The 25765-nt window shown below is 58.3% G+C and carries 25 protein-coding genes; 15 read left to right on the top strand and 10 right to left on the bottom strand.

Translation table 11 applies throughout. The features are described 5' to 3' along the window. Positions 1 to 5: 5 nt before the first annotated feature. Genes BFQ01_RS16690 through BFQ01_RS16670 form a run of 5 tightly spaced genes read left to right on the top strand, consistent with a single transcriptional unit; the run spans position 6 to position 5515 of the window. Entirely contained in the window at positions 6 to 908 is a 903-nt protein-coding gene (locus BFQ01_RS16690; protein WP_065926124.1) for an ABC transporter permease, read from the top strand. Between the two features lie 32 nt (positions 909 to 940). Continuing rightward, the gene (locus tag BFQ01_RS16685) at positions 941 to 1957 is read left to right on the top strand and encodes an ABC transporter ATP-binding protein (RefSeq protein WP_065926123.1); all 1017 of its coding nucleotides are present in this window, start codon (positions 941 to 943) and stop codon (positions 1955 to 1957) included. Next, entirely contained in the window at positions 1954 to 2943 is a 990-nt protein-coding gene (locus BFQ01_RS16680; protein WP_065926122.1) for an ABC transporter ATP-binding protein, read from the top strand. Before BFQ01_RS16685 ends, BFQ01_RS16680 begins: the two co-directional genes overlap by 4 nt. Next, positions 2940 to 4364, top strand: a complete 1425-nt coding sequence (locus tag BFQ01_RS16675; RefSeq protein ID WP_065926121.1) for a M20 family metallopeptidase — start codon at positions 2940 to 2942, stop codon at positions 4362 to 4364. The genes BFQ01_RS16680 and BFQ01_RS16675 overlap by 4 nt, the downstream gene beginning before the upstream one ends. After that, positions 4361 to 5515 carry a M20 family metallopeptidase gene (locus BFQ01_RS16670; protein WP_065926120.1) on the top strand — a complete coding sequence of 385 codons (1155 nt, stop codon included), beginning with the start codon at positions 4361 to 4363 and terminating at the stop codon, positions 5513 to 5515. Before BFQ01_RS16675 ends, BFQ01_RS16670 begins: the two co-directional genes overlap by 4 nt. 34 nt (positions 5516 to 5549) lie before the next feature. On the opposite strand, the gene BFQ01_RS31585 is transcribed toward BFQ01_RS16670, so the two are convergent. The 3 genes from BFQ01_RS31585 to BFQ01_RS16655 all read right to left on the bottom strand — a co-directional run bounded on the left by BFQ01_RS31585 (position 5550) and on the right by BFQ01_RS16655 (position 7629). After that, the gene (locus BFQ01_RS31585) at positions 5550 to 5972 is read right to left on the bottom strand and encodes a hypothetical protein (protein WP_083244888.1); all 423 of its coding nucleotides are present in this window, start codon (positions 5970 to 5972) and stop codon (positions 5550 to 5552) included. A gap of 47 nt (positions 5973 to 6019) precedes the next feature. After that, positions 6020 to 6484, bottom strand: a complete 465-nt coding sequence (locus BFQ01_RS16660) for a transketolase (protein WP_065926118.1) — start codon at positions 6482 to 6484, stop codon at positions 6020 to 6022. A gap of 128 nt (positions 6485 to 6612) precedes the next feature. Then, a complete protein-coding gene (locus tag BFQ01_RS16655) occupies positions 6613 to 7629 on the bottom strand; it encodes a 1-aminocyclopropane-1-carboxylate deaminase (protein WP_065926117.1) in 1017 nt (338 codons plus the stop codon). A gap of 198 nt (positions 7630 to 7827) precedes the next feature. On the opposite strand from BFQ01_RS16655, the gene BFQ01_RS16650 reads away from it, so the two are divergent. Beyond that, positions 7828 to 8337: an Lrp/AsnC family transcriptional regulator gene (locus BFQ01_RS16650; RefSeq protein ID WP_065926116.1), complete on the top strand. Its 510-nt coding sequence runs from the start codon at positions 7828 to 7830 to the stop codon at positions 8335 to 8337. 7 nt (positions 8338 to 8344) lie between these two features. On the opposite strand, the gene BFQ01_RS16645 is transcribed toward BFQ01_RS16650, so the two are convergent. Next, the gene (locus BFQ01_RS16645) at positions 8345 to 9325 is read right to left on the bottom strand and encodes an AraC family transcriptional regulator (RefSeq protein WP_065926115.1); all 981 of its coding nucleotides are present in this window, start codon (positions 9323 to 9325) and stop codon (positions 8345 to 8347) included. A gap of 188 nt (positions 9326 to 9513) precedes the next feature. Between BFQ01_RS16645 and BFQ01_RS16640 the strand changes: the two genes are divergently transcribed. Both BFQ01_RS16640 and BFQ01_RS16635 read left to right on the top strand, forming a co-directional pair. Continuing rightward, complete coding sequence (locus tag BFQ01_RS16640) at positions 9514 to 10692, top strand: aldo/keto reductase (RefSeq protein ID WP_065926114.1); 1179 nt, start codon at positions 9514 to 9516, stop codon at positions 10690 to 10692. A gap of 178 nt (positions 10693 to 10870) precedes the next feature. Further along, on the top strand, positions 10871 to 11581 hold the full coding sequence (locus tag BFQ01_RS16635; protein WP_170252189.1) for a hypothetical protein: 711 nt from the start codon (positions 10871 to 10873) through the stop codon (positions 11579 to 11581). A gap of 42 nt (positions 11582 to 11623) precedes the next feature. Here the strand turns inward: BFQ01_RS16635 and BFQ01_RS16630 are convergent, their stop codons facing one another. Further along, a complete protein-coding gene (locus BFQ01_RS16630) occupies positions 11624 to 12517 on the bottom strand; it encodes a LysR family transcriptional regulator (RefSeq protein ID WP_027603417.1) in 894 nt (297 codons plus the stop codon). Positions 12518 to 12617: 100 nt separating this feature from the next. Between BFQ01_RS16630 and BFQ01_RS16625 the strand changes: the two genes are divergently transcribed. From BFQ01_RS16625 to BFQ01_RS16615, 3 genes are all read left to right on the top strand, one after another. Continuing rightward, complete coding sequence (locus BFQ01_RS16625) at positions 12618 to 13787, top strand: mandelate racemase/muconate lactonizing enzyme family protein (protein ID WP_065926113.1); 1170 nt, start codon at positions 12618 to 12620, stop codon at positions 13785 to 13787. Positions 13788 to 13889: 102 nt separating this feature from the next. After that, positions 13890 to 15197 carry a C4-dicarboxylate transporter DctA gene (gene dctA, locus BFQ01_RS16620; RefSeq protein ID WP_065926112.1) on the top strand — a complete coding sequence of 436 codons (1308 nt, stop codon included), beginning with the start codon at positions 13890 to 13892 and terminating at the stop codon, positions 15195 to 15197. A gap of 123 nt (positions 15198 to 15320) precedes the next feature. After that, a complete protein-coding gene (locus BFQ01_RS16615; protein WP_065926111.1) occupies positions 15321 to 16199 on the top strand; it encodes an isocitrate lyase/PEP mutase family protein in 879 nt (292 codons plus the stop codon). A gap of 53 nt (positions 16200 to 16252) precedes the next feature. On the opposite strand, the gene BFQ01_RS16610 is transcribed toward BFQ01_RS16615, so the two are convergent. Next, the gene (locus BFQ01_RS16610) at positions 16253 to 16840 is read right to left on the bottom strand and encodes a TetR/AcrR family transcriptional regulator (protein WP_065926110.1); all 588 of its coding nucleotides are present in this window, start codon (positions 16838 to 16840) and stop codon (positions 16253 to 16255) included. Between the two features lie 100 nt (positions 16841 to 16940). Between BFQ01_RS16610 and BFQ01_RS16605 the strand changes: the two genes are divergently transcribed. Both BFQ01_RS16605 and BFQ01_RS16600 read left to right on the top strand, forming a co-directional pair. Further along, entirely contained in the window at positions 16941 to 17699 is a 759-nt protein-coding gene (locus tag BFQ01_RS16605) for an SDR family oxidoreductase (RefSeq protein WP_065926109.1), read from the top strand. 122 nt (positions 17700 to 17821) lie between these two features. Continuing rightward, on the top strand, positions 17822 to 18556 hold the full coding sequence (locus BFQ01_RS16600; RefSeq protein ID WP_065926108.1) for an NADPH-dependent F420 reductase: 735 nt from the start codon (positions 17822 to 17824) through the stop codon (positions 18554 to 18556). Positions 18557 to 18619: 63 nt separating this feature from the next. Here BFQ01_RS16600 and BFQ01_RS31580 read toward each other — a convergent pair whose 3' ends face one another. Further along, entirely contained in the window at positions 18620 to 19030 is a 411-nt protein-coding gene (locus tag BFQ01_RS31580; RefSeq protein WP_074845758.1) for a winged helix-turn-helix transcriptional regulator, read from the bottom strand. A gap of 88 nt (positions 19031 to 19118) precedes the next feature. On the opposite strand from BFQ01_RS31580, the gene BFQ01_RS16590 reads away from it, so the two are divergent. Further along, on the top strand, positions 19119 to 19967 hold the full coding sequence (locus BFQ01_RS16590; RefSeq protein WP_065926106.1) for an SDR family oxidoreductase: 849 nt from the start codon (positions 19119 to 19121) through the stop codon (positions 19965 to 19967). Positions 19968 to 20132: 165 nt separating this feature from the next. On the opposite strand, the gene BFQ01_RS16585 is transcribed toward BFQ01_RS16590, so the two are convergent. The 3 genes from BFQ01_RS16585 to BFQ01_RS16575 all read right to left on the bottom strand — a co-directional run bounded on the left by BFQ01_RS16585 (position 20133) and on the right by BFQ01_RS16575 (position 23749). Then, complete coding sequence (locus tag BFQ01_RS16585; RefSeq protein ID WP_065926105.1) at positions 20133 to 22331, bottom strand: TonB-dependent receptor; 2199 nt, start codon at positions 22329 to 22331, stop codon at positions 20133 to 20135. A 99-nt stretch (positions 22332 to 22430) separates the two neighbouring features. Next, on the bottom strand, positions 22431 to 22856 hold the full coding sequence (locus BFQ01_RS16580; protein WP_065926104.1) for a ParB N-terminal domain-containing protein: 426 nt from the start codon (positions 22854 to 22856) through the stop codon (positions 22431 to 22433). Positions 22857 to 22858: 2 nt separating this feature from the next. Continuing rightward, positions 22859 to 23749 carry an HpcH/HpaI aldolase/citrate lyase family protein gene (locus BFQ01_RS16575; protein ID WP_065926103.1) on the bottom strand — a complete coding sequence of 297 codons (891 nt, stop codon included), beginning with the start codon at positions 23747 to 23749 and terminating at the stop codon, positions 22859 to 22861. A gap of 611 nt (positions 23750 to 24360) precedes the next feature. Here BFQ01_RS16575 and BFQ01_RS16570 point away from each other — a divergent pair. Beyond that, positions 24361 to 25755: a Y4yA family PLP-dependent enzyme gene (locus BFQ01_RS16570; RefSeq protein ID WP_065926102.1), complete on the top strand. Its 1395-nt coding sequence runs from the start codon at positions 24361 to 24363 to the stop codon at positions 25753 to 25755. Positions 25756 to 25765 lie beyond the last annotated feature (10 nt).

The following is a 25765-nucleotide window of genomic DNA, read 5'->3' as shown; positions in this document are numbered from 1 at the left end:
CCTACATGAGCACCCCCACTACCCTCGCGATCAATGACTACCTGCCACCACCGAGCAGCCTGAGCCGAGTGCTTGGCAAGAGCTTGCGTCATCGGGGTTTCGCCATCGGCGCGGTGTTGTTGCTGATTATCTTCGCAGGTGCACTGTTCGCGCCGTGGCTGGCACCTTACGACCCTTATGCGCAAGACGTGATGCTGCGCATGAAACCACCGGTATGGATGGCCAACGGCACCTGGGAATACGTGCTCGGCACCGACAAGCTGGGCCGTGACTACCTGTCGAGGCTGCTCTACGGCGCACGTATTTCGCTGTTCATCGGCATTGCAGCGGCGCTGATTTCCGGCTTTATCGGCACGCTCATGGGGCTGTTGGCGGGCTACTACGGCGGCAAGGTCGATGGGTTTATCAGCTACCTGATCACCACCCGGCTGGCGATGCCGGTGGTGATGGTCGCGCTGGCCTCGGCCTCGTTGATGGGCGGCTCACTGAAAGTGGTGATCGTGCTGCTCGGCTGCCTGTTATGGGATCGCTTCGCGGTGGTGGTCAGGGCCTCGGTGCAACAGATTCGCGATGCTGAATATGTGGCGTCGGCCCAGGCGCTCGGCTGCTCGACCCTGCGCATTCTGGTGAGTGAAATCCTGCCCAATCTGGTCGGCGCACTGATCGTCGTCGCGACGCTGGAAATGGCCCACGCGATCCTGCTGGAGTCAGCACTGTCGTTCCTCGGGGTTGGCGTGCAGCCACCGACGCCGTCCTGGGGCCTGATGATCGCGGAAGGCAAACCCTACATGTTCTTTTCCCCGTGGGTTATCGCTATTCCCGGCGTCGCCCTGATGATTCTGGTGCTGGGCATCAACCTCGTCGGCGATGGCCTGCGCGATCTGATCCTGCCCGACGGCCGTAACTGATAGACCGCCGTAACTGATAGAGGGAACCGAACATGGCACTACTCCATGTAGAAAACCTGCGCGTGGACATCCCCATGGGCAACAGCCCGACGCCGGATGACATGCTGCATGCCGTACGCGGCCTGAGTTTTGAAGTCGAGCGCGGTGAAATGCTGTGCATCGTCGGGGAATCCGGCTGCGGCAAATCCCTGACCTCGCTGGCGTTGATGGACCTGTTGCCACGCAAGGCCAAACGCACCGCGTCCCGGCTGACGCTGGACGGCATCGACATGCTCGGCCAGAGCGAGCGGCGCATGTGCGACCTGCGCGGCAACCGCCTGGCGATGATCTTCCAGGAGCCGATGACCTCGCTGAACCCGGCCTACAGCATTGGCGATCAACTCAGCGAGGTACTGACCCAGCATCGCAAGGTCTCACGCAAGGAGGCCCTGGCGCGCGCCGCGCAGATGCTGGAGAAGGTCGGGATCAGCAATGCCACCGAGCGCTTGCGCCAGTATCCGCATCAACTTTCCGGCGGGCTGCGCCAGCGGGTGATCATCGCCATGGCATTGATGTGCGAACCAGACCTGATCATCGCTGATGAGCCCACCACGGCGCTGGACGTGACCATTCAAGCGCAGATCCTGCGCTTGATCCGCGACATTCAGAAAGAACTCGGCCTGGCGGTGATCTTCATCACCCACGACCTTGGGCTGGTGGCACGGATCGCCGACCGGGTCGCCGTGATGTATGCCGGGGAAATCGTCGAAACCGCCCCTGCCCTGCAACTGTTCGAGAATCCGCAGCATCCGTACACCCGGGGTCTGCTGGCGAGTATTCCAATCCCTGGCCGGACCAAACCGGGTGAGGCGCTGGGTTCGATTCCAGGCCTGGTGCCGAGTCTGGTCGGCGAACAGCAAGGGTGTGCGTTCCGCAATCGTTGCAGTCAGGCGATCCCGGCCTGCGCGCAAAACATCCCCGAAGTCGAACAGGACGGGCACATGGCGCGCTGCCTGTTCGCCGCCCCGGCCCCGGCACCGATTCGCCTTCAGGAGCGTGCAAGGTCATGAAAAAAGACATCGCTTTGGAGCTGTGTGACATCCGCCGTGAGTTTCGGATCAACCAGGGCTTTTTCAAACCCGCCGCCACCCTGAAGGCCGTGGATGGTGTTTCCCTGCGCCTGATGCGTGGCGAGACCCTCGGTCTGGTGGGCGAGTCCGGTTGCGGCAAAAGTACCCTGGCCAAGATGCTGCTCGGTCTGTTGCCGCCCACCAGCGGCGACGTGTTGGTCAATGGCAAACACCTGGCGGCGACTGATCGCAAGGCAATGTCCCGGCATATCCAGCCGATTTTCCAGGACCCGTATTCCTCGCTGAATCCACGCAAGACCCTGCGCGAAATCGTTACCCTGCCGCTGATCGTGCATGCCATCGGCAGCACCGCCGAGCGCCGCAGGAAGACCGAAGCGATGCTTGATGTGGTCGGCCTGCCCAAACGGGTGATCGACAGCTACCCGAGCCAGCTGTCCGGCGGGCAACGCCAGCGGGTGGCGATTGCCCGGGCGCTGATCATGCGCCCTGACGTGTTGATCTGCGACGAGCCCACCTCAGCGCTGGATGTGTCGGTGCAGGCGCAGATTCTCAATCTGCTGCAGGACCTCAAGCGTGAATTCGGCCTGACCTATCTGCTGATCAGCCATAACCTGGCGGTCATCGAACACCTCGCCGACCGGGTCGCCGTGATGTACCTGGGGCGCATCGTCGAAGAACGCACGCGCGAATCGTTGTTCGCGGAGCCCGGTCACCCATATACCCGCGCCTTGCTGGATTCGGTGCTCACGCCCGATCCGCGCCTGGGCATTCCCGAGATCGGCCTGCACGGCACCTTCCCCAACCCCATGTCACCGCCGTCCGGCTGCGCTTTCCATCCGCGCTGCCCGAGCTGCCTCGCCCCCTGCAAAACGGCCTACCCGGCCAATGGTCCGCTTATCGGCGGCAACGTGCGTTGCCACCTTCACGACACTTCTGCCCAAACACTGGAGCTTGTCCACTCATGAGTCGTTCACTGGCTATCAGCAACACCACAGCACAATTCGACAATGGCGAGTTTTTCAATCTGCTCCAACGCAGCGTCGCCTTGCACACCGAAAGCCAGGCAGCGGACAGCCAGCCCGAGCTGTATCGCTACCTCAATGAGTTCATCACCCCACATGTCGAGGCGATGGGTTTCAGCGTCAAGATCTATGACAACCCAGTGGCCGAGCGCGGCCCCTTCATGATCGCCACGCGCATTGAACACCCGGACCTGCCGACCGTGCTCAGCTACGGCCACGGTGATGTGGTGCGCGGCTATGAGGCGCAATGGCGCGAAGGCCTGTCGCCGTGGCACGTCATTGCCGAAGGCGATCGCTGGTACGGCCGCGGCACGGCGGATAACAAAGGCCAGCACCTGATCAACCTGACCGCGCTGGAACAAACGCTCAAGGCGCGCGATGGCCAACTGGGTTTCAACGTCAAGCTGCTGCTGGAAATGGGCGAAGAAGAAGGCTCGCCGGGCTTGAACGCATTCTGTGCCGCGCACAGCAAAGAGCTTGCGGCGGATATTTTCATCGCCTCGGACGGCCCGCGCCTGTCGGCATCACGCCCGACGATTTTTCTCGGCTCGCGCGGGGTATTCAACTTCGAGTTGGTGGTCAATTTACGTGAAGGCGCCCACCACTCCGGCAACTGGGGCGGGTTGCTGGCCAATCCCGGCATCATCCTGGCCAATGCCATCGCGAGCATGGTCGATGAACACGGTCGGGTGAAAGTGGCGGGCCTGATGCCCGAGACACTGCCGGAGCCGGTTCGGCAGGCGCTGGCCGATATTGCCGTGGGTGGCGGACCGGGCGATCCGGACATCGACGCCAACTGGGGTAACCCGGCGCTTTCGCTGAGCGAAAAGGTGTTCGGCTGGAACACCCTCGACGTCATCGCCTTCAAGACCGGCAACCCAGACGCCCCGGTGCATGCGATTCCCGGCAAGGCTAACGCCCACTGCCATATCCGCTTCGTGGTCGACAGCGACTACACGACCTTTATCCCGGCGGTACGTACCCACCTGGATGCGCATGGCTTCAGCAATGTCGAGGTCAAGCAAAGCCGCATCGATGTGATGCATGCCACTCGGCTGGACCCGCAGAGCCCTTGGGTCGATTGGGCGCTCGGCTCCCTGGCACAGACCACCGGCAAAAAACCTGCGCTGCTGCCAAACCTCGGTGGTTCGCTGCCCAACGATGTGTTCGCGGACGTGCTGGGCCTGCCGACATTGTGGGTGCCGCACTCGTACCCGGCCTGTTCACAACATGCGCCGAACGAACACTTGCTGGCGCCGGTGGTCAAGGAAAGCCTGCAAATCATGGCCGGGCTGTTCTGGGACCTGGGCAACGATGCGGCACGCCTGACCCGGGAACATCAGTTACGGGAGCAGGCGCAATGAGCGCCACGCCACAACAGGCCCTGGACTGGCTAGCCGACCAGCGCCCAGCCATGGAAGCGCTGCTGCGGCGCATCGTCGACACCGATTCCAACAGCTATGACAAGGCGGGTGTCGACGCCGTCGGCGCGCTGCTCGCGGCTGAACTGGAGGCCGACGGCATCCTGCTCAAGCGCATCCCGGTCGAGGGTTTTGGTGACGTGCTGCTCGCCGAAGTGCCAGGCGATTCTGGAAAACCGGTGCTGTTGCTGGGCCATCGCGACACGGTCTTCCCCAAGGGCACCACCACGACTCGCGGCTACAGCCGCGACGCCAACCTCGCCTATGGCCCCGGCGTCGCCGACATGAAAGGCGGCCTGGTGCTCAATTGCTTCGCGCTCAAAGCACTCAAGCGCGCCGGCCGGTTGCCCTATCCGGTGCAGGTCCTGTACACCGGCGACGAAGAAATCGGCTCCGGCAGCGCCAGGCCCCATATCGAAAACACCGCCCGTGCCGCCCGCGCCGTGCTCAATACCGAACCCGGCCGGGCCAGCGGCAACGTGGTCAGCGCACGCAAAGGCGGGGCCACGCTGATCATCGAAGTCAGCGGCCGCGCGGCGCATGCCGGGGTCAACCATGCCGACGGGGCCAGCGCCATCGAGGCCCTGGCACGCAAGATCGTCAAGCTGCATGCCTTGACCGATTACCCGGCCGGCATCACCACTAACGTTGGGCTGATATCCGGTGGTACGTCGAGCAACACCGTCGCGCCCAGCGCCTGTGCGCGGCTGGACGTGCGCTTCATCGAACTCAAGCACTGGGATCGGATCTTCAGCGCAATCCAGGCCATCGTCGCCGAAGAAGAACTGATCGGCACCCGCGCCGTCCTCAAGGAAGCGACGACCTTTCTACCGATGGAAGCACGCCACAGCGAACGACTGCTGCACCTCTATCAACAAAAAGCACTGGCATTGGGTTTCAGCGTCGAAGGCGAATTCACCGGCGGTTGCGCCGACTCCGGCTTTACCGCCAGCCTGGGCGTTCCAACCCTGTGCGGGCTCGGCCCGGTGGGTGGCAAGGTCCACACCGATCGTGAATACCTGGAGCTGGACACCCTGGTACCTCGCGCCCTGGCCCTGGTGGCGACCATTCTGGCGGTCGGCGACAGCGTTTGAGGCCATGGTTTTCTACGTGTGGTCCCCGACAGGTTCACAGGCAGCTCCCGGCGCTGTCGGGTATCGTTTCAAGGTGACGGGAATGGCTCACTCGGGCGAAGTTTTTGACCTGTTCTACTGCTGCAATCACCGAACATTCGGCCGACACGTCTGGCGCTATGGAGTAGAGGCATCGCTTACCCATGGAAAGGCTATGCAATACACGTTCATCCAGTTCACCGAGCACGACAAAAGAACAGTCACTCCTGGCCACTTGCACATCAACGTGCTTGCCAGGGACGGTGTCCACCGCATCGACATGGAGCAGCGCAACATTGTCAAAACAGCTGAACCCTTGATGAATCAAGTCAATATGAGCGCTATCAAGTCCGCACACGATGACCACGATGCGCGTGCAACTTGATGGCTCGCGCATCCACCTCATTGCGTTGGGACGACAATCGACAGCTTGGCTCATAAGCGATGCCTTTATGGTTCCAACAGGCGAATGGACCAGGTCATTGGTTAAATGACGCCGCGTGCCTGCAACACGCTTTTCGCCAGGCTTCGGGTCGCCGCTAACACCGCCTCCACCTGTTGATCCATCTGTGCAGTGGAGGAGGCTACTTCTCCAAGCTCGACCACGCGCAGCGGATGACCAAAGACGGACCCCAGCCACGTCATGCCGCAATCCGTGCCAGTTTCGACATCCAGTAAAAAGCTGCCGTGGGAGACGCCGCGCAACAGTTGGCTGGCATGGCACGCGTAGGCCCCGTCGGACGGCTCCGGGCTGGACCCGACCTGCAACCAGTCGAGCCTCAACGCCTCGGACTGTTTGATGGCTAGATAAGCCACCTGGTCCCACTCATCTATCGCCACATGCAGCTTGTCGATCATGTACGGGGGCAACGCGGCGCTGGTAACGATCACTACTCCGGCATCCGCCGAAGGCTCCTTGATCCAGACTGCAGATTGCGTTATCGCATGCATGGCGGTACTTCCGGCGGTTGGATAGGAGCAACGTGCTCCGGGTGGCGATTCGACGATGGGGTCGTGACATTCAATATTGATGCCGACTCACCCATCGCTTCGTGAGCTCCCTGGTTTTTTGGCGTTAATCAGCCGTTGCGAAACAGGAAGCTGTAGGCATTCAGCGCAGGCGCCCCACCCAAGTGCGCATACAGCACTTTGGAGCCTTCGGGAAACTCACCACGGCGGACCATTTCAATCATCCCGTGCATGGATTTGCCTTCGTACACCGGATCGGTCAGCACACCTTCCAGGCTCCCGCACAAACGAATGGCTTCCAGCGTGCCTTCGTTGGGCAAACCGTATTCCGGGTAGGCAAAACGTGTATCGAGCACCACGTCGTCTTCGGTGATCTCACGGCCCAGTTCCACCAACTCTGCGGTGTGCCGGGCGATACGCAGGATCTGCGCCTTGGTTTGCTCCGGCTTGGCCGAGGCATCAATGCCGATAACGTTCTTCGAACGGCCGTCCGCGGCGAAACCGACGACCATGCCGGCCTGGGTACTGCCGGTCACAGAGCAGACCACGATGTAGTCGAACGTGAACCCCAGTTGTTTTTCCTGCTCTCGCACTTCCTCGGCAAAGCCGACGAACCCAAGGCCGCCGTAGGGGTGTTCGGAACAACCCGCCGGTATCGGGAACGGCTTGCCACCCCGCGCCACCACATCGTCCATGGCCTTCTCCCAGCTGGGCCGAATGCCGATATCGAACCCGGCGGCGTCCAGTCGTACCTCGGCGCCCATGATGCGAGACATTTCGATATTGCCAACGCGGTCATATACCGCATCGGAGTAGTTCACCCAGTTTTCCTGCACCAGCACGCACTTCATGCCCAGGTGAGCGGCAACGGCGGCCACCTGGCGGGTCTGGTTCGACTGGATGCCGCCGATGGAAACCAAGGTATCGCAGCCTTGCTCGAGCGCTTCGGGAATCAAATATTCGAGCTTGCGCGTTTTGTTCCCGCCGAAGGCCAGGCCACTGTTGCAGTCTTCACGTTTGGCATACAGCTCGACCTTGCCACCCAGGTGTTCACTGAGGCGCTTCAAGGGCGTGATGGGAGAAGGACCGAAGGTCAACGGATAACGTTTAAAACGATTCAGGTTCATGACGCTGCTCCTTGATTACTGGACATCAAAGCGCCAGACCGAAAGGCAAAGGTTGCCTTCCAGGTTCTTTCAGGCGGGCTTCGATGAGTTCAATATTAAGAAGATTTCCAAAAAGATGTGTTGCAAACTTCTACCACTTAAAGAACTATAATTTCTCGCTATAAATATCGAACATACTTTAATTGCGAATAAACAGTCATGAACGCAATAAACACTCGCAAGAAGCCAAGTGTATCGGCCCCGGTGCCGCAGCCGCTGGATCGAACCGACCGCGCCATTCTCAAGGCCCTGCAGCGAGATGCCTCCATCTCCAATGTGGCGCTGGCAGAGAAGGTGAAATTGAGTGCACCGGCGTGCCTCAGGCGCGTCGAGCGGCTCAAGCAAGTCGGCCTGATCAAAGGCATAGTCGCGCTGCTCGACAATGTCGCGCTGGATGCGGGGATGGTGGTGTTGATCGGCGTGGTGCTGGACCGCTCCACACCGGAATCATTCGCCGCATTCGAGGCAGCCGCACAAAAAGTGTCCGGCTGTATGGAGTGCCATGTGGTGACGGGGGAATTCGACTACTTCATGTTGATACGAACCAAGGACAGCAACAGTTTCAACCGGCTCCACGCGGAACAGTTGCTTTACCTGCCTGGGGTTCGCCAGATTCGATCGTTCATGGGCTTGCGTCAGGTCTTGTCGACCACCCACATTCCCCTTTGAAGCGTCGCTAGTCGAGCAGTCCGCCCTGCTCCCGTACGTGCTTGATGTCTCTCGAGGGCGGGGCTCCGAAACGCCGGGCATATTCACGGCTGAATTGAGCGACACTTTCATAGCCGACGCGCAACGCGGCGGTGTTCACGTCAACACGATCGGTCAACATCAGGCTGCGTGCGGCTTGCAGCCGTAACGCCTTTTGATACTGAACAGGGCTGGTGCCTGTGAGCTTGCGAAAACTGTGATGCAGCGTAGAGCTGGCCATTCCTGATCGTTCGGCGAGATCGGCCACGTGCAGCGGTTTGTCGTAGTGATGTTTCAGCCATTCAATGGCTCTCACGATGCCCTTGTCTCGATAACCGTCGCGGGTGACGCTGCGCAGCCAGTGCCCTGCACTACTTAGCAATAGCCGAACGCATATTTCCCGCTTGATCAGATCCGACATCAAGCCTGCTTCAAGCGGCCGTTCGATCAGCGTAGCGAGTCGAGCGAATGCGTCGAGCATCTCACTCGACGCCGCACCGGATACGAAGCCCCGCGCTTGAGTAGCCATTTCCTGCGCAGGCGGTTCCAAGGTCTGGATCACCTCGTTGAGCATGGAAAGGTTGAGCTTCAACACGACGGATAAATAGGGGGTTTCCTCGCTGGCAGCGGTAACACGGGCCAGTGTGGGGATGTCGACCGACGTGACGAAGAACGCCCCCTGCCCGAACTCACAGGCCTCCTCACCGAACGTGATCTCCTTCGCGCCCTGCAGAATGATGGCCACGCAAGGCTCATAAATGCAGTAAGTGGGCGTACCCAGGTCAGCCATTCGATAAAAGGCCAGATCTGGAATCGATGTTTTGCAGACCTCGTTCAAACCAATCTGCCGGGTGACTTTTTCGATCAGCCGCCTGAGTGCCTGGAGACGCTCGTTGGGCTGTATGGGATCGCGCAACGCCAGAGAATGCAGATGGCCGGAACCGAACTGCGAGAAGGAACCGCTCGTCATTACATGCGCCCCTGTTTACGGAATGTTCGAGTCTGCTGAGAGTGCGTGACCAACACAAGCGCATCGGCAGGATTGTGCAAAAAATATGGCGTATTAGGGTCACCCGGCCAACCCTCGTTGTTCTAACTTCCAGTACGAATACCGGCTTCGATGATCCCGTGAAACCTCGGTCGCGAAAGGAACGTTGGATGGACAGACGAGATTTTCTTACTTACTCGGCAGTGGGTACTGTTGCAGCCGCTTTGCTGCCAGCCTCGAGTGTCGCCAGTTCGGCAGCCCCAGCGCCCTCTTTACTGACAGAGCGCGGGAGCGTGATGCGTACTGAAGGCCGGCCAGTGCGCACAGGCCTGCCCCTCAATTCACCCTCGCCTACCCTGCGATACATGACGCCTCAACGCTTTGGCATGGGCGGGACACAGATTGGCAATATCTTTGCGCCGCTCAGCGACGAGCAGGCGGGCCTGGTTCTACAGGCCGCCTGGGACGCGGGTGTAAGGCTTTACGACACGTCGCCGTTCTACGGGTTTGGTTTGAGTGAATATCGGGTAGGCCGCTTTCTGCACGGCAAACATCCGAACGACTATGTGGTCTCCACCAAGGTAGGACGCGTTTTGACTGCCGCGGGTGGCCCCCGCGCGGACCATGCCATCTGGAAGTCACCCGCGCCCTTCAACTACCGGTATGACTACACCGCGGCAGGCGCACGGCGTTCCGTGGAAGACAGCCTGCAGCGGCTGGGGCTGCCGCGTATCGATATCGTGTTTATCCATGACATCTCGCCCGATAACAGCGAACTGGAAGGCGGTTGGGAAGCGGCGTATCGCATTGCGCGCACAGGGGCGATGGTTGAGCTTGAAAAGATGCGTGATGAGGGGCTCATCAAGGCATGGGGCTTCGGCGTCAATACGCCGAATGCTGTGGTCCAGGCAATGGCCGGTGATGACCCGACTCCCGACATCGTGTTGCTTGCCTGCCAGTATTCGCTCCTTGAGCACAGCGATGCGTTACGCAACACCTTTCCGGCGTTGAGCAGGAAGGGCACCAGCGTTGTGGTTGGAACACCACTGAACGATGGATTCCTGGGAGGACGCAGCCGATACAACTTCAGTTTGGATCTGCCTGCCGGAGCGGTGGAAAAGCGCGCGCGAATCATGGCGGTTGCCAAACGACATGGCATCGACATTCATACTGCCGCCCTGCAGTTCGCGGCAGCACATCCGCAAGTGTCAGCGATCATTCCGGGTGCCCGCACGCCGGGGCAGATCGTTTCCAATGTGCAGGCGATGAAGGTCGGTATCCCGGCAGCCTTTTGGGAGGAGCTCAAGAGCCGGAACCTGATCGATGCCCAAGCACCGGTCCCTTCCTGAGCAGGGTCTACGCCCGTGCAACCTACTGATGTGACGCTAGCGTCGCTGGCCTCATTTAACCCGAAACGTATCTTCCTGGTTGCAGCAACGCTGCAGATAGCAGCCGCTTGATCTGCCTGTTCCAGTAAACAAACTGCGCACGCGTCCAACTAAAAACACTCGTCCAAGGCCGTAATAAATGAAGATACGCACGTCTTTCATGATTTTAGGCGGCCTGCTTGCGCTGTCCGGCAGTGGCTACTTACTCGCCGACACACTCGCGCTAAGCGTTACATTGCCGGCTCCACTCCCACAGCTAAAGGTGCTGACACTCCTTATAGGTATACACCTGCTCGGCATGTGCTTCGGTCTCGGTGGGGCGACGATGCTGGACCTCTGGATCCTGCGTTGGATGCGCCGGGGCAGCCTCCCGGTTGAAATCGGACGCACCTTTCACTTCATCAGCGACGCGGTCACTATTGGACTCTGCCTCCTGTGGCTTTCAGGCCTTGGTTTCCTTGCCCTTTACGCGATGGAGTCGCCGGAAAAGTTTGAAAACCCCAAACTCTGGGCGAAAGTCATTGTGGTGATCGTCCTGACCATCAACGGAATAATCATCCACGCGCTTGTGCTGCCAGAAGCCCTACGCGACCTGAGTCGCCCCCTGCTCTTTGGCGTATCCCGCAAAAGAGCGGCCTTGTTTCTCGCCTCCGGTGCAGTTTCGGGGGTGTCTTGGTACACGGCTTTTGCCTTCGGCATTTTTCGTGAGTTAAACAACAGTGTCACCTTCACCCTGCTGGTCATCATGTGGCTTACGCTGATAGTCGCCGCCTCTCTCGCCGCAATGCTGCTCTGGTTAAACTCTGCCGCGGGAACCAGAAAACCTCCGTCGCTCAGTCATCCGACATGAAGATAAAGACCCGCTTGGGCATTGCGCGTAACTGAGCGCTCGTCATGTGGGAGCTTGGGGGTCACTACCCGCCCGGCTCCAAAACTCTTCAGCAGATTGACTGAGGATTGCTTTCGGGCGGGTCAGATGAATTTCCAGAGGTATGTCCCAGCTTTCGTCGAGCGCTCTGACTAAGCGCCCATCAAGAACTTCCTGCTCGGTAAGGCTCTTGGGCAGCCACGCCACACCTTTGCTTTCCAGGGCCATGGACATGAGTACCGCTGCAAGGTGGCTGCTGAAAAGCGGCTTGAGGTGAAGGTAATCTTCCTTGCCACGCAACCTGTGGGCGACGATACGTCCCAGTCCAGACTCATGGGTGTATGCGAGGTATGGCAATGCCGCGGGTGAGGTGCCGAAGTGAGTGGAAGCACTCGCAAGCGGAACGAGGACGTCCTCCCCCACCTTCTTGCCGGTGAACTGATCAGGCGCCAGTAAAGGCGGAACGTCGGGATGGCGGTGGCAGAGCAGGAACTGAACCTGACCATGTATCAGCATCTGCTCACAGACGGCCATGCTGTCCGAGTGCAGTTTCACTGCCTCAATGGGGGCACCGTTTTCTGAGCTTCGAAGCCACTTGGGAAAAAACGTAAACGACAGCGAATGAGTTGCCGCGAATTGCAACGACTTGGCGGCGATTCCTGCTACCTCTTGAGCCTCGTTGCGCATCCTGTACAAGTGTCGGGCCGCTTCCTGAGCACTGGGCAAAATTTGCCTTCCGGCCTCGGTAAGGGTTGCGCCTTGTGGTGTGCGCACAAACAACTCGACGCCCATCCAATTCTCCAGTGAGCGTACTCTTCGACTGAAGGCTGGCTGAGTAACATGGCGTGCCTCAGCGGCACGGACAAAGCTGCCGTACTCCGCAAGCGCTGAAAGATCTTCAAGCCAAACGAGTTCCAAGGGGCCATGCCTCCTGTGCATAGGGTCCGGCATTAATAGCATTGGGCGGGTGACATCGCAAAGCATAACGTGGGGCCACAAACAACAAGAGGAGCCCGTCATGCGTATCGTAGACATCCGTGAAAAAACAGTTTCCATTGCCTCCCCAATTGCCAATGCCTATATCGATTTTTCCAAGATGACCTGCTCGGTCGTCGCGGTCATCACCGATGTGATTCGCGATGGCAAACCCGTCATCGGCTACGGTTTCAACTCCAATGGCCGCTATGGCCAAGGCGCTCTGATGCGGGATCGTTTCCTGGCGCGTATCACGGAAGCTGATCCTGACACGCTCGTCGACCATGAAAACAACAACCTGGATCCGTTCGCCATCTGGAAAGCCCTGATGACCAACGAAAAGCCAGGCGGCCACGGCGAGCGCTCGGTCGCGGTTGGCACCATCGACATGGCTGTATGGGATGCCGTCGCCAAGATTGAGGGCAAACCTCTGTATCGCCTGCTGGCTGACCGCTACCGTAACGGCGTGGCAGATGACAAGGTCTGGGTCTACGCAGCCGGTGGGTATTACTACCCAGGTAAAGACCAGACCAAGCTCAAAGCAGAAATGCAGAGCTATCTGGATCGTGGATACGACGTCGTCAAAATGAAGATTGGGGCAGTACCGCTGGATGAGGATATTCGTCGCATCGAAGCGGTGCTTGAAGTGGTGGGTGACGGTCGTCGACTGGCGGTCGATGCCAACGGTCGTTTCGATCTACAGACCGGTATTGCTTACGCGGAAGCCATCAAGCAGTACAACCTCTTCTGGTACGAGGAGATCGGCGACCCGCTGGACTACGCACTTCAGGCTGAGCTCGCCAATCACTATGAGCTGCCCATGGCCACCGGGGAAAACCTGTTCTCCCACCAGGATGCCCGTAACCTTCTGCGTCACGGTGGAATGCGCCCTGATCGCGACTTCCTCCAGTTCGACTGCGCCCTGTCCTACGGGCTGGTGGAGTACATGCGCACCCTGAAAGTGATGGAAGACATGGGTTGGTCTTCCCGCCGCGTGGTTCCCCATGGTGGCCACCAGATGTCCCTGAACATCGCAGCCGGCCTGCACCTGGGCGGCAACGAATCCTACCCCGACGTGTTCCAGCCTTTCGGCGGCTTCGCCGACGGAATCAAGGTGGAAAATAGTTATGTCGGCCTGCCGGATATTCCAGGTGTTGGTTTCGAAGCCAAGTCCGCCTTGTACGCAGTCATGCGCGAGTTAGGCGAAGGCTGATCAACCTCGGTCTGCGGTTTCTTTTAAAGGGGCCGCAGACTCAGGCGTCATCCATTGACGCCAAACCACATGCCCATCACAAAAATAAAATGAGGTGCTTCCGTGGAAATGTCCAAGTCCCGCTGGTACAGCCAGCTGTATGTGCAGGTGCTGATCGGTATCGTCATCGGCGCTGCAATCGGTCACTTTGAACCGCAATTCGGAGCCAAGCTTCAACCTTTTGCGGATGGCTTTATCAAACTCATCAAAATGCTGTTGGCGCCGATTATTTTCGGTACTGTCGTGGTGGGTATCGCCAAGATGGGCAGCATCAAGGAGGTTGGGCGGATCGGCGTGAAGGCGCTGCTCTACTTTGAAATCCTTTCAACCATTGCGCTGGTCATCGGCCTTATTGTGGTCAATGTCGTAAAGCCAGGCGCCGGGATGAATATCAACGCTACCACGCTTGATGCCAGCGCTATCGCCAAGTACAGCCAAGCCGCCAGTGAGCAGGGCGGGACTATCGACTTCTTTCTCAACATCATCCCGAGCACCTTCATTGGCGCATTCTCGAATGGCGTCATGCTTCAGGTCATCTTGATTTCGGTATTGATGGGCATCGCCCTCGTTCAAATGGGTGAAACCAGCAAACCGCTGATCAATACCATCGACTTGTTTCTGCAAGGGCTGTTCAAGATCGTAGCAATGGTTATGCGCCTGGCGCCGATTGGCGCCGGCGCCGGGATGGCGTTCACGATAGGCAAGTACGGAATTGGTACCTTGCTGTCACTCGGCCAGTTGCTGGTCGCGCTCTACATCACCACCTTGATTTTCATCGTGGTCGTACTAGGGACGGTTGCTAGATGGTCAGGCATGCCGCTTATGCAATTTCTGCGTTATTTCAAAGATGAAATTCTCATCACGCTTGGCACCTGCTCAACCGAGGCCGTGCTTCCGCGAATGATGGTGAAACTTGAAAAGCTGGGCTGCAAGAAGTCAGTGGTGGGCATGGTGCTACCCACTGGATATGCCTTCAATGCGGATGGCACCTGCATTTACCTCACCATGGCGGCGATTTTTATCGCACAGGCAACCAATACGCCCCTGACGTTTATGGATCAGATGATTCTGCTGGGTGTCTTCCTGCTGACCTCAAAAGGCTCCGCTGGCGTGGCGGGTGCCGGGTTCATAACCCTTGCGGCAACGCTCACGACCATCCACTCCATTCCGCTGGTAGGCCTTGTCCTGCTGTTGGGCATCGACCGCTTCCTCAACGAAGCGCGTGCCGTGACCAACCTGATCGGCAACGGTATCGGCACCATCGCCATTGCCAAATGGGACAACTCCTTTGACGTCGAAGCCTGCGAGCATGAAATTGCTGCAATGAAACACCAAAAAGCAGTGCGCAAAGCACTGTCGCCGCAAAAGTAATCAGCACAGTTTACCGGTCATTTGCGCATCAACCATGGCCATGACCGGTCGTGATTTCCAGGTCTCGTTCAACGCGGGACGATCCCAACGAAAACCGTGAATGAAGTGGATGGAGCCGAAAAAATGATCGAGCGATCTCATCATGAATTGCGCAAGACGTTTGGTGACTTACTTCACGGAACCGCCTGTAAATTTGCCGCGTCCGTATTCGATCCTATCTCGGTTCGCATGGCATCCGACCTTGGCTTTGAGGTTGCCATCCAAGGTGGTTCCGTCGCCTCGCTTCAAGTGCTCGGGGCACCTGACATTGCTCTGCTCACGCTTGATGAGTACGTCGAACAGGTTTCTAGAGTCGGGCGGGCCAGTCAAATCCCAATCATCGGCGACGCTGATCATGGGTTCGGTAACGCACTTAATGTCATGCGAACAGTGACCGAACTTCAGAAAGCCGGGGTTGCCGCCCTGACGCTGGAAGACACCCACCTACCGGCCAAGTACGACGAGCAGTCGAACGTGCTTATCGAAAGGCAAGAAGCCGCAGCCAAGATCTACGCTGCACGATTTGCCCGTTCGGATGATGCGCTCAGCATCATTGCCAGAACGAATGTGGCCGCTACCACGTTGGAAGACTCCATCGCTCGCACTGCGGCCTATCAGAAGGCCGGAGCAGACGCGATTTGCCTGGTTGGCGTTAAGGATTTCCAGCACCTGGAAGCACTCACGGCACACCTCAGCGTGCCAATCATGCTGATCAACTACGGCAATCCGGCCCTGAGCGATGTCGAGAAACTGAGTGCCGCCAATGTGCGGGTCGTGGTCAATGGGCATGCCCCTTATTTGTCCGCAATCAAAGCGACCTACGAGGCGCTGCGCGAACAAAGCGGCACACACGCAAGCGAGCTTTCCCTTCCTGAGCTGCTTTCAAAATACACGCTCTCGGATAACTATCGTGAGTGGGCCAAGACCTACTTGAAGTCAGGGCACGATTCAAATTGCCCCTGAAACAGGCGGGCGGAGTGACCACCAGGTTGCTGGCAATAGGTCTGCCCTAAAGGCTACACGTTTTTCTTCAGGCTCTCGGGGCTGCCAGCGCACAGACCATCCATCACCAGGTTCATCAATCTGGCGAGACGCGAGCGCCATTCACTCTGGGCATCCATTTGCCATATGCCAGCAATGGCTAGAAAGAAATCGTCGTTGGTAATCCCGCTACGAATAGTTCCGGCCTTTTCATTCGCCCTCAAAAGCAACTCGGCGGCGGCCTGGACTGGAGCGTATCCCGATTTCCCTGGGAACTCGTAAACAGACGCAGCTTGTTGAATCGCTGCAGCGAGTCCTGCCTTTGTCATTGCGTATTCAGCGAGGCTGTCCATCCATTCCCGCAGGGCCTCCTTGGGCGGTTTTGTCGCGAGAAGCTGTTGCGCCAACGATGCCACCTGTTGCATCTCGAATTGATAGACCTCGAATACCAGTTTCTCTCGGGTGGCGAAGTGACGATAGAACGTGCCCTGCCCCACCCCGGCCTTCTTCGCGATCGTGCTCAACGCAACCGCAGGATCGCTGGTCAGCTCGAGCACAGCGACTTCCAGTATCCGTTCGCGGTTTTTCTTGGCGTCAGAACGCATCACCAATTCGTCAGTCATGGACAAAGTTTTCCTTCATTGCATTGCTAATCGGACAATTGTCCGGTAATTTTGATCAAGCGGACACCTGTCCGTTTAAGCGTCGTTTCTGGAGTTTACTATGAACAGCACTGGCAACACGATTCTGGTTACTGGCGGCACCTCAGGCATCGGCCTCGGTCTGGCGCTCAGGCTTCACAAGGCGGGCAACACCGTCATCATTGCAGGACGTCGCAAGGCTCTGCTCGACAAGATCGTGTCGGAGCATCCGGGGATTGAATCCGTCGTGCTGGACGTCTGCGATCCACAATCCATCCAGCGCAGCTGCACAGCGCTTGCGACCAGCCATCCGAATCTGAACGTCCTTATAAACAACGCCGGGATCATGCACTGGGAGGATCTGACTGATCCGCAAAGCCTGAGCACGGCCGAAGATATCGTGACCACGAACTTACTTGGCACGATTCGTATGGTTTACGCGTTCACTCCCCAACTGATCAAGCAGCCCAGTGCAACGATTGTGAATGTCAGTTCGGCCTTGGCATTTGTCCCGCTGCCTGCAACACCTACCTACAGCGCAACCAAAGCTGCAGTTCACTCGTTCACTCAAAGTCTTCGAGTGCAGCTGGAGAGCTCGCCGGTTGAGGTTATAGAGCTTGCACCACCGGGGGTACGTACCACGTTGCTTGGGCAGGAAAACGACGAACACGCCATGCCCCTGGAGGCGTTTTTGGATGAAATCTTCGAACTGCTCGAGATCTCTCCGACCCCACGGGAACTTGTCGTCGAACGCGCCAAGCCCTTACGGTTTGCTGAAGCAAGCGGATCACATGATGATGTGCTGAAAATGCTGGCGGGATACAAACCACCGGCAGAATGATGTCAACCGTGTGAGTAGCCTCTGCTGCCATCGCGGTCACCCGATGGCATCTCGCAGCGCCCAGGATTGATCGGCACGGCTTGATAGCTTGATTATTGTTCGTAGGTGAGGATCCAATTGAAATGAAAATCGGAATTATCGGCGCAGGCAACATTGGCGCAACGCTTGCCCGTAAGCTCGCGGCGTGCGGCCATGAAGTCAAACTGGCAAATTCAAAGAGCCCTCATACCCTTGAGAACCTTGCCAACAAAATCGGTGTACACGCGGTGACCAAAGAAGACGCGGTGTCCGACGTGGACGCCGTAATCCTCTCTATCCCCTTTGCAAAGTACCCGGATCTGCGGCAAACATTGAGCAATCTTCCCGAGAAGGTCGTCATCATCGACACCTCCAATTACTATCCAGGACGAGACGGAGCGATCAAAGAAGTGGACGACGGCAAGCCCGAAAGCGTTTGGGTAAGCGAGCAGATTGGCCGCCCGGTGGTTAAGGCATGGAATGCCGTCCTCGCAGCAACGCTTGCCGACCACGGCCAACCGGTCGGGTCTTCCTCACGCATAGCCTTACCTGTAGCTGGCGGTGACATCAATGCTGAAGCGATCGCGCAAGATCTTGTAGAGGACACCGGCTTCACCGCGCTTGCCGCGGGTAGCCTTGAAGACTCGTGGCGTCAGCAACCCGGTACACCTGCCTATTGCACCGAACTGAAGTTGCCAGCGCTGAAGGCAGCCTTGTGCGCGGCAGATAAGTTGAGGGCGCCTCAAAACCGGGATGCCCTGATGGCCACGTTCATGACGCCCGGTGGCCATTTCACACACGAGGACATTGTTGCCATGAATCGGGAACTGACCGCCTGACTATCGGATTGGAGGGACTCTTGCCTAAGGTCCCGCCTGAGTGATCAATAGGTCGCAAGCCCGTTATGAAATCTGGCGAGAGCGTTGTTCCTCCAGAATCTTTGGCAGATTGCCTTCGATCCAGTCAACCAGGCCTTCGACATGGCGGGCTACTTCAGTTCCCATAGGGGTGAGGCTGTACTCAACGTGAGGCGGCACGACCGGATAGGATTTGCGCAGGACGAAACCATCGAGTTCCAAAAACTGGAGGGTCTGCGCAAGCATCTTTTCGCTGACGCCTCCAATCTTGCGACGCAGATCGCTGAAGCGATGCGTACCCGCGAGCAAGGCCACCAATACTAATACTCCCCAGCGGCTGCTGACGTGCTGGAGCACGACCCTCGAGGGACAATCCGGGTCGAATAATTCACCGCTGCGCAGTCGGTTGGCCACTGTTGCGGGACGGGTTGCTCCAGAGGGCTCGGAATCCGGCATGCTTACTTACCTTTAGGTACGTACTTACGAAAAGTTAGTTAAGGCCCTACTCTGCCTGTTCTATCACTTTTTGTAAAAGGAACCCCTCATGATCGCCGTCACCGGAGCCACCGGCCAACTTGGCCGCCTCGTTGTCCAGCAACTCAAGCAAAAAGTACCCGCGTCCAACCTGGTCGCGCTGGTGCGCAGCCCTGACAAGGCGAGTGATCTAGGCGTGGAGGCACGTGTTGCCGACTATGACAATCCGCAAACCCTGGTCGCGGCGCTCAGCGGAGTCGACACGCTTCTACTCATTTCCTCAAGCGAAATAGGTAAGCGACTCTCACAGCATCGAAATGTCATCAACGCTGCAAGGCAGGCCGGTGTGGGTCGCGTCGTTTATACCAGTGTACTGCACGCAGATACCTCTTCATTGAGCCTCGCCGAGGAGCATCGACAAACGGAAGCCGAGCTCACAGCATCGGGGTTGGCATTCACGATATTGCGTCATGGTTGGTATACCGAGAACTACACCGGCTTTATCGCTGGCGCGTTATCGGCCGGTGAATTTATCGGCAGTGCAGGTGATGGAAAGATTGCCGCGGCGACACGGGAAGATTTTGCCCAGGCCGCTGCCGTCGTGCTGACCCGCGACGATCAAGAGGGGAAGGTCTACGAGTTGGCGGGTGACAGCGCCTGGACGTTATCGGAACTCGCAGCCGAGGTTTCTCGGCAAACGGGTAGGAACATTCCCTACAAGAACTTGCCTGAAACTGACTACGCCTCTGCGTTAATCAATTTCGGCCTCCCGGAGCCACTCGCACAGGCCCTGGCTGGCTACGATGTCAACGCATCCCAAGGCGCACTTTTCGATGATAGCCATCAGCTTTCGACGCTGATCGGCAGGGCCACGACTTCACTTTCAGCAGCAGTGGCAATCGCGCTCAAAGGGCAATGATCGCAGGACACCGTGACGCCGCCGAGCAGCCACGCCAACAAAGAGCGCAAGGGCTGTAAACCCCTGCGCACCGTTGAGCAATGGCGAATTCGGGTCAGTGACGATCGGGTGGCCAGCAAGGCTTAAGCTTATTGCTGGTGCATGATTGCTCCATACCGGCGCCCGTCAAAAATCGACGGTCGCCGATAGTTGCAAGGTACGCGGATACCCCGGGGAAAACGCACCATAAGAGGCCACGCCGGACCAGTACTCACGGTCGAACACGTTCTGTACCGTGGCGCGGAATGTCGTCGGCCGCCCTTCTATCCTGGTGGCGTAACGCGCACCGGCGTCAATGCGGGTCCAGGCGTCGAGTTCCTGGGTGTTGGCCTGGTTGACGTATTGGCTGTCGGTGTAGATCGCACCACCCGTGAGGGTGAAACCTTCCAGCCAGGGGGTGTCGTATTCCGCCCACAGGTTGGCCTGGATATCGGGCACGCCGACCGGCTTGTTGCCCTGGTTAGCGGCAGTCGCCGACTGGGTCAGCTCGCCATCGAGGAAGGTCACGCCCCCCATCAAACGGGTACCGGTGGCCACTTCGCCGAACACGCTGAGTTCCAGGCCACGGTTGCGCTGTTCGGCCTGCACCGAGTACACGCCATTGGCGCCCAGTTCGCCGGCAGGTTTTTCGATCTGGAACAGCGCCAGTGTGGTCATGAAGGTGCCGTGTTCATACTTCACCCCCAGTTCGTGCTGCTTGGACTCATACGGCGCAAAGGTTTCCCCGGCGTTGCTCGCCGTGCCCGGTGCCGCATCGCCTTTGCTCAGCCCTTCGACGTAGTTGTAGTAGAGGGAGACGTCCTCCCAAGGCTTGACCACCACACCCAGCAACGGCGTGGTGGCGTTGGCGCTGTAACGCGAGCTGACGGTGCCGGCGGCATTGTAGTTACGCGACTCGATAAACTGCCGGCGTACGCCCAGGGTCAGTTGGAAACGGTCATCCAGCATCCCCAAGGTGTCGGTCAACGCCACGCCGGACAACTCCGACTCGGAGATTCGCAGCACCTTGGGCGTGTTGATGTATTGCTTGGGCGTGTCCACCGGGTGGTAGATATTGGAGAGGATTGTGGTGCCGTTGTTGATGCCCCGCGACAGCTCATCCTGGTAACGGGTCGCCATCAGCGTGGTGGTATGGGTTACAGGGCCGGTGGCGAAGAGCCCGCGCATCCCCACATCGGCGGTAGAACGGTCGACGTTGAACTTGTAATAGCCCGGGACGTTGCTGGTGTCACCCGCGTCATTGAGGATGCGCGGCACTTGGTCGGACATGCGTTTCACATCCGACTTGCCGCCCCCTGCATGGGCGAACACCGTGAGGTTGTCGCTCAGATCATATTCACCGCCGAGCAATGCGGACTGTTCCTTGGTATCCGACCAACCCCACTTTTGCGGCAGACTGGTGCGGCCATTGGGGGCGGATGGCACGTCAACGCCCGGCGCGATGGTGAACGGGCGTGAGGCACCGTCGAAGCTTTCTTTCTGGCTGATGTAGTCCAGGTTCAGGCGCAGCCGCTCGCCACGATAATCCAGGGCAATCGCACCGATCCCTACGTCGCGATGCTGGTCGTTCACCGCCGTGTCGCCGCCCTGCAGGCTGCCGTTAAAGCGCACGCCGAACTGGTTTTCCTCACCAAAACGCCGACTGATATCCAGGTGCCCGCCCGCCTGGGAATCTGACGCGTAGCTACCGGTGAACCGGGTCAGGTCTTCCTCCAGCGGCCGTTTGGGAACGATGTTGATGACCCCACCCACGCCACTGTTGGGCGAGATGCCATACATCAAGGCACCCGGTCCCTTGAGCACTTCGACACGCTCGGCATACTCGGTAAAGACCCGGTAATTGGGGGCTACGCCATACACACCGTCGTAGGCCAGCTCACCCAGGTTGCCTTCGCCGATGGCGAAACCGCGAATGAAAAACGAATCGACGATACCGCCGGTCTGGCCGGTCGAGCGCACCGAGGGGTCGCGTTCCAGGGCATCGGCAACGGTAACGGTTTGCAGGTCGGCGAGGGTTTTGGCGGTGTAGCTGGTGACGCTGAACGGCGTGTCCATCACGTCTTTGTTGCCCATCATGCCCAGCCGCGCGCCGCGCGCCACCTGTCCACCGGGGAGGACTTCGGGCAACGCCGTCGGGCCGTTGTAGCGGCCGTCGATCGTGGTGGTGTCGAGGGTCAGGCTGGGCGTGCTGTCATCCGTGGCGGCAGGCGTTGGTGTCTCAGCCCAGGCATTGGCGCCCGCTGCGACCATGACGAAATTCAACAGGGCGGTTCGAATAGCGAGGGTTAACGCGCGTTCACCGCAGGGCCGACTGGCAACAGGCATGACGAGAGGATCCTTTCAACGAGAGAAAATGGGAATCACTCCTAATGCCAGTCGACGTGCGAAAAAGTATCACCCACCCACCTGATTTTTTTGCACGGCTCACTCGTACAGGCGATCCAGCGGGATCGCGATGACCGGTAGCGCCGGATCAAACACATGCCGTGTGGTCTTGTACGGAAAGATCTCGCCGCGGGCGATGGTGTTGAAAATCCGCGCGACCTCGAACGCGTGCCCCGTGTGCCAGTGCCGTACGCACACCCGTGGGTCCGCGTAGTCGAGCTGGATGCACGGCACCCGACACAGACCCAACTGCAACGCTGCATTCAGGCGATGGTTACCGTCCATCACGATGCCTTGCGAGCGCTCGACAATGATCGGTTCCAGCCAATGCCCTGCGCGGATAATCGAGTCGCATAGCCACTGCACATTCGCCGGGTCCACCTGTTCCGATTGCAGCACTTCGCACACCGGTCGCAGCGCAATCTGATAGGTCTGCGCAATGGCCCCTTCCTGTCCTGGCAGCATGTTCAGCAAGCTCCGGTCTTGGCGACCGCTGCGTGTCGGCGGGCCATGTCCAACAGGCGTTGCGCCTGTTCGATCAGCGGCAGGTCGACCATTTCGCCGTCAACTTGCACCGCATGGCTGCCCCCGGCCACGGCACTCATCACCCGACCCGCCCAGGCCAATTGCTGCGCATCGGGTAGAAATGCGCGCTGCACCGTCGCCAACTGCGCGGGATGGATGCACAGCTTGGCCCCGAACCCGAGGGAGCGAGCGTAGAGCGAGTCCTGGGCGACCACCGCCAGGTCGTTGATCGCCGGTGTGACTCCGTCGATCGGCGCCGGCAAACCTGCAGTGCGAGAGGCCAGCACGATGCGGTTGCGTGCGTACACAAACGCCTCAGGCACCTGGCCGCAATTGATATCCAGGGAAAAATCCAGCGAGCCAAAGGCCAGGCGTGACAGGCCGGGAACCGCAGCAATCGCCTCCACCTGCTGCAAGCCTCTGGCCGTCTCGATGATCGCGACAATGTGCAATTGGGGTTGCCACGCCAGCAACTGCTCGACCACCCGCGCCAACGCTTGCGGCGCCTCGGCCTTGGGCAGGAATACCCCGGTGCAACGCTCGGGGTAACGCATGTCGCCCAACCACGTCAGGTCCTGGCGGAACAACGCGCTGCCGACGCTGTTGAGCCGGATAAACCGCTGGCACGCCACACTTGGCGCACTCTCCTGCCACGTCCAGATGGCAGCTCGAGCAGCGGCTTTGCTATCGGGATGAACCGCATCCTCAAGGTCCAGGATGATTGCATCCGCTCCGGCCTCAGCCGCTTTGGCAAAGCGCTCCGGACGGTTCCCCGGAACGAACAGGTAGCTGATGGGAAGCAGGGCAGTCGTGATCGGACGATCAGTGTTCATAGCAGTTCTCCTTGGCGTGCATCAGTCGTGGTTTTTGCAAAATTTTCAGGGGCCTCGGGGCGGCTGAATTGCGCCTCTGTCAGCGCCCTCGCCGATCAACGTTTAACCCCTTATTGATCAATGAATTAACAACGCTTTCAAACTTGGTACGAACGCCCGCAAGAGCGTGCAAATACACGTTCGCGCAACGCTGTTCGGCCGGGATCAATTAGAAATATTTGAAAACCTTACTTGATAATCGTTCTCGGTAGCAATATTGTTCACGCCGCCAAGAGAAACTTTTCATGATCCTAGGCAAGTCTTAACGCTCACCGAAAGTATGGCCTCGCGACATCATTTAACCATCACTCAGCGGTGAGTCAGATCAAGAAAAACGGCAGTTAGTGGCCGATAGCTACACCCGTATAAACCTTATGGAATGGGGTTCTTATGCAATTGTTTTATGAATCGGTTATTACCATCAAAGCCACAGTTTCGCCTGCAGGATTCGTGTGGCATCCACCGCCAAACGCATAAGCGTTAAAAACACGACGAACGACAAGACCACATTCATCGATCTCTTCCAGAGATTTAAATATGAATGACGACGCTATAAGCGCCAGGGGATAGTTATGTCTATTGCAATAACGCGCCTCAATGAAGCGCGTACTGAAGTTCATCTTTCGAAAATGCTTAATCCATTATTGGACGCATGTATCGCACAGCTGTTACATAGCCAACCCGACAAACTGCTTGAACTCGTTGCGCAACACGGCTCCCCCCTGAATCTTGTATGGCCACACGCCTTTGCACTGAACACCGGCGCATTGCAATCCGTGCTGGAACAGCATGAAGTCCGACATGCGATCTTCTATGGCGCCAAAGCCAACAAGTCACAATGTTTACTCGGCGCAGCCAAGGTGTCCGGTATCGGCGTCGACGTTTCCAGCATTTACGAGATGCAAGCAGCACTGCGCGCCGGTGTGCCGGCCGCTCAGTTGTGTGCCACCGGCCCGGCGAAAACCGAGGATTTTCATCGGGCGCTGGTCCATGCCGGTGCACTGATCTGCGTGGATTCGCTGGAAGAGTTCGACCATTTGAAAACACTGGTCGAAGCCAGCAGCGAGGCCATAAAGGCCAGGGTTTTACTGCGTTACAGGCCTAAAGCCTGTGGGACCAGCCGCTTCGGAATGGGGGCCGCGGACCTGCTGGTGTGCTTGCACTTACTGACCGGACTCAGGGCATTTTTTGACTTCGAGGGTTTCCATTTCCACCTCGGTGGCTATGGGTTCGAATCTCGAGCACAGGCCTTTCGTGAAGTGACCGATTTCGTCGATGTGGCTCGGACGATGGGGTTGGCTCCGACCATGATCGATATCGGCGGAGGTTTGCCCATCCGCTATGTCGAGCCACACGCCTACGAGCGCTTTCTACAAAACGACAATACGCCCAATCACTATTACAACCAGTCAGTACCCAAGTCTTATTACCCTTACGGCAGCAACTTGACGGCGAGCCAATGGTTAACGTTGTTTCTGGAAAGTGCCTTCTCGCCGCGACAAAACATTGCCCAGTACTTGAAAGCCAACAGCATAACCCTGGCATTGGAGCCGGGCCGAAGTCTGGTGGACCAAGCGGCAATTTCGGTATTTCGCATTACACGCAGCAAAAAACTGGCCAATAACAAAACGGTGTTATTTGTCGAAGGCAGCAGCTTCAGTGCCTGCGAAACATGGTTCGCGTCGGAATATCTGGTCGACCCGATTTTAATCAGCTCAGCGCCAACATCCGCCACACCAATGCAAGCCTATATTGCCGGGCATAGTTGCCTGGATGATGACGTCATCACCCACCGCCTGATCAACTTCACGACTTCCCCCAAGGCCGGCGACTTATTAATTTATGCCAACACCGCCGGCTATCAAATGGACTTACTGGAGAATGAGTTCCATCGTCACCCCCTGCCCCGGCGAATGGTGGCGACCTGTTGCACGTACGGTAACTACGCGTTTTCACCTGACGACTAAAGGAAGTACT

Source organism: Pseudomonas sp. 8 R 14, assembly GCF_900005955.1.
Taxonomy (GTDB): domain Bacteria; phylum Pseudomonadota; class Gammaproteobacteria; order Pseudomonadales; family Pseudomonadaceae; genus Aquipseudomonas; species Aquipseudomonas marginalis.
The sequence above is the reverse complement of the archived record's forward strand: the minus strand, read 5'-3'. Positions and strand labels throughout refer to the sequence as shown.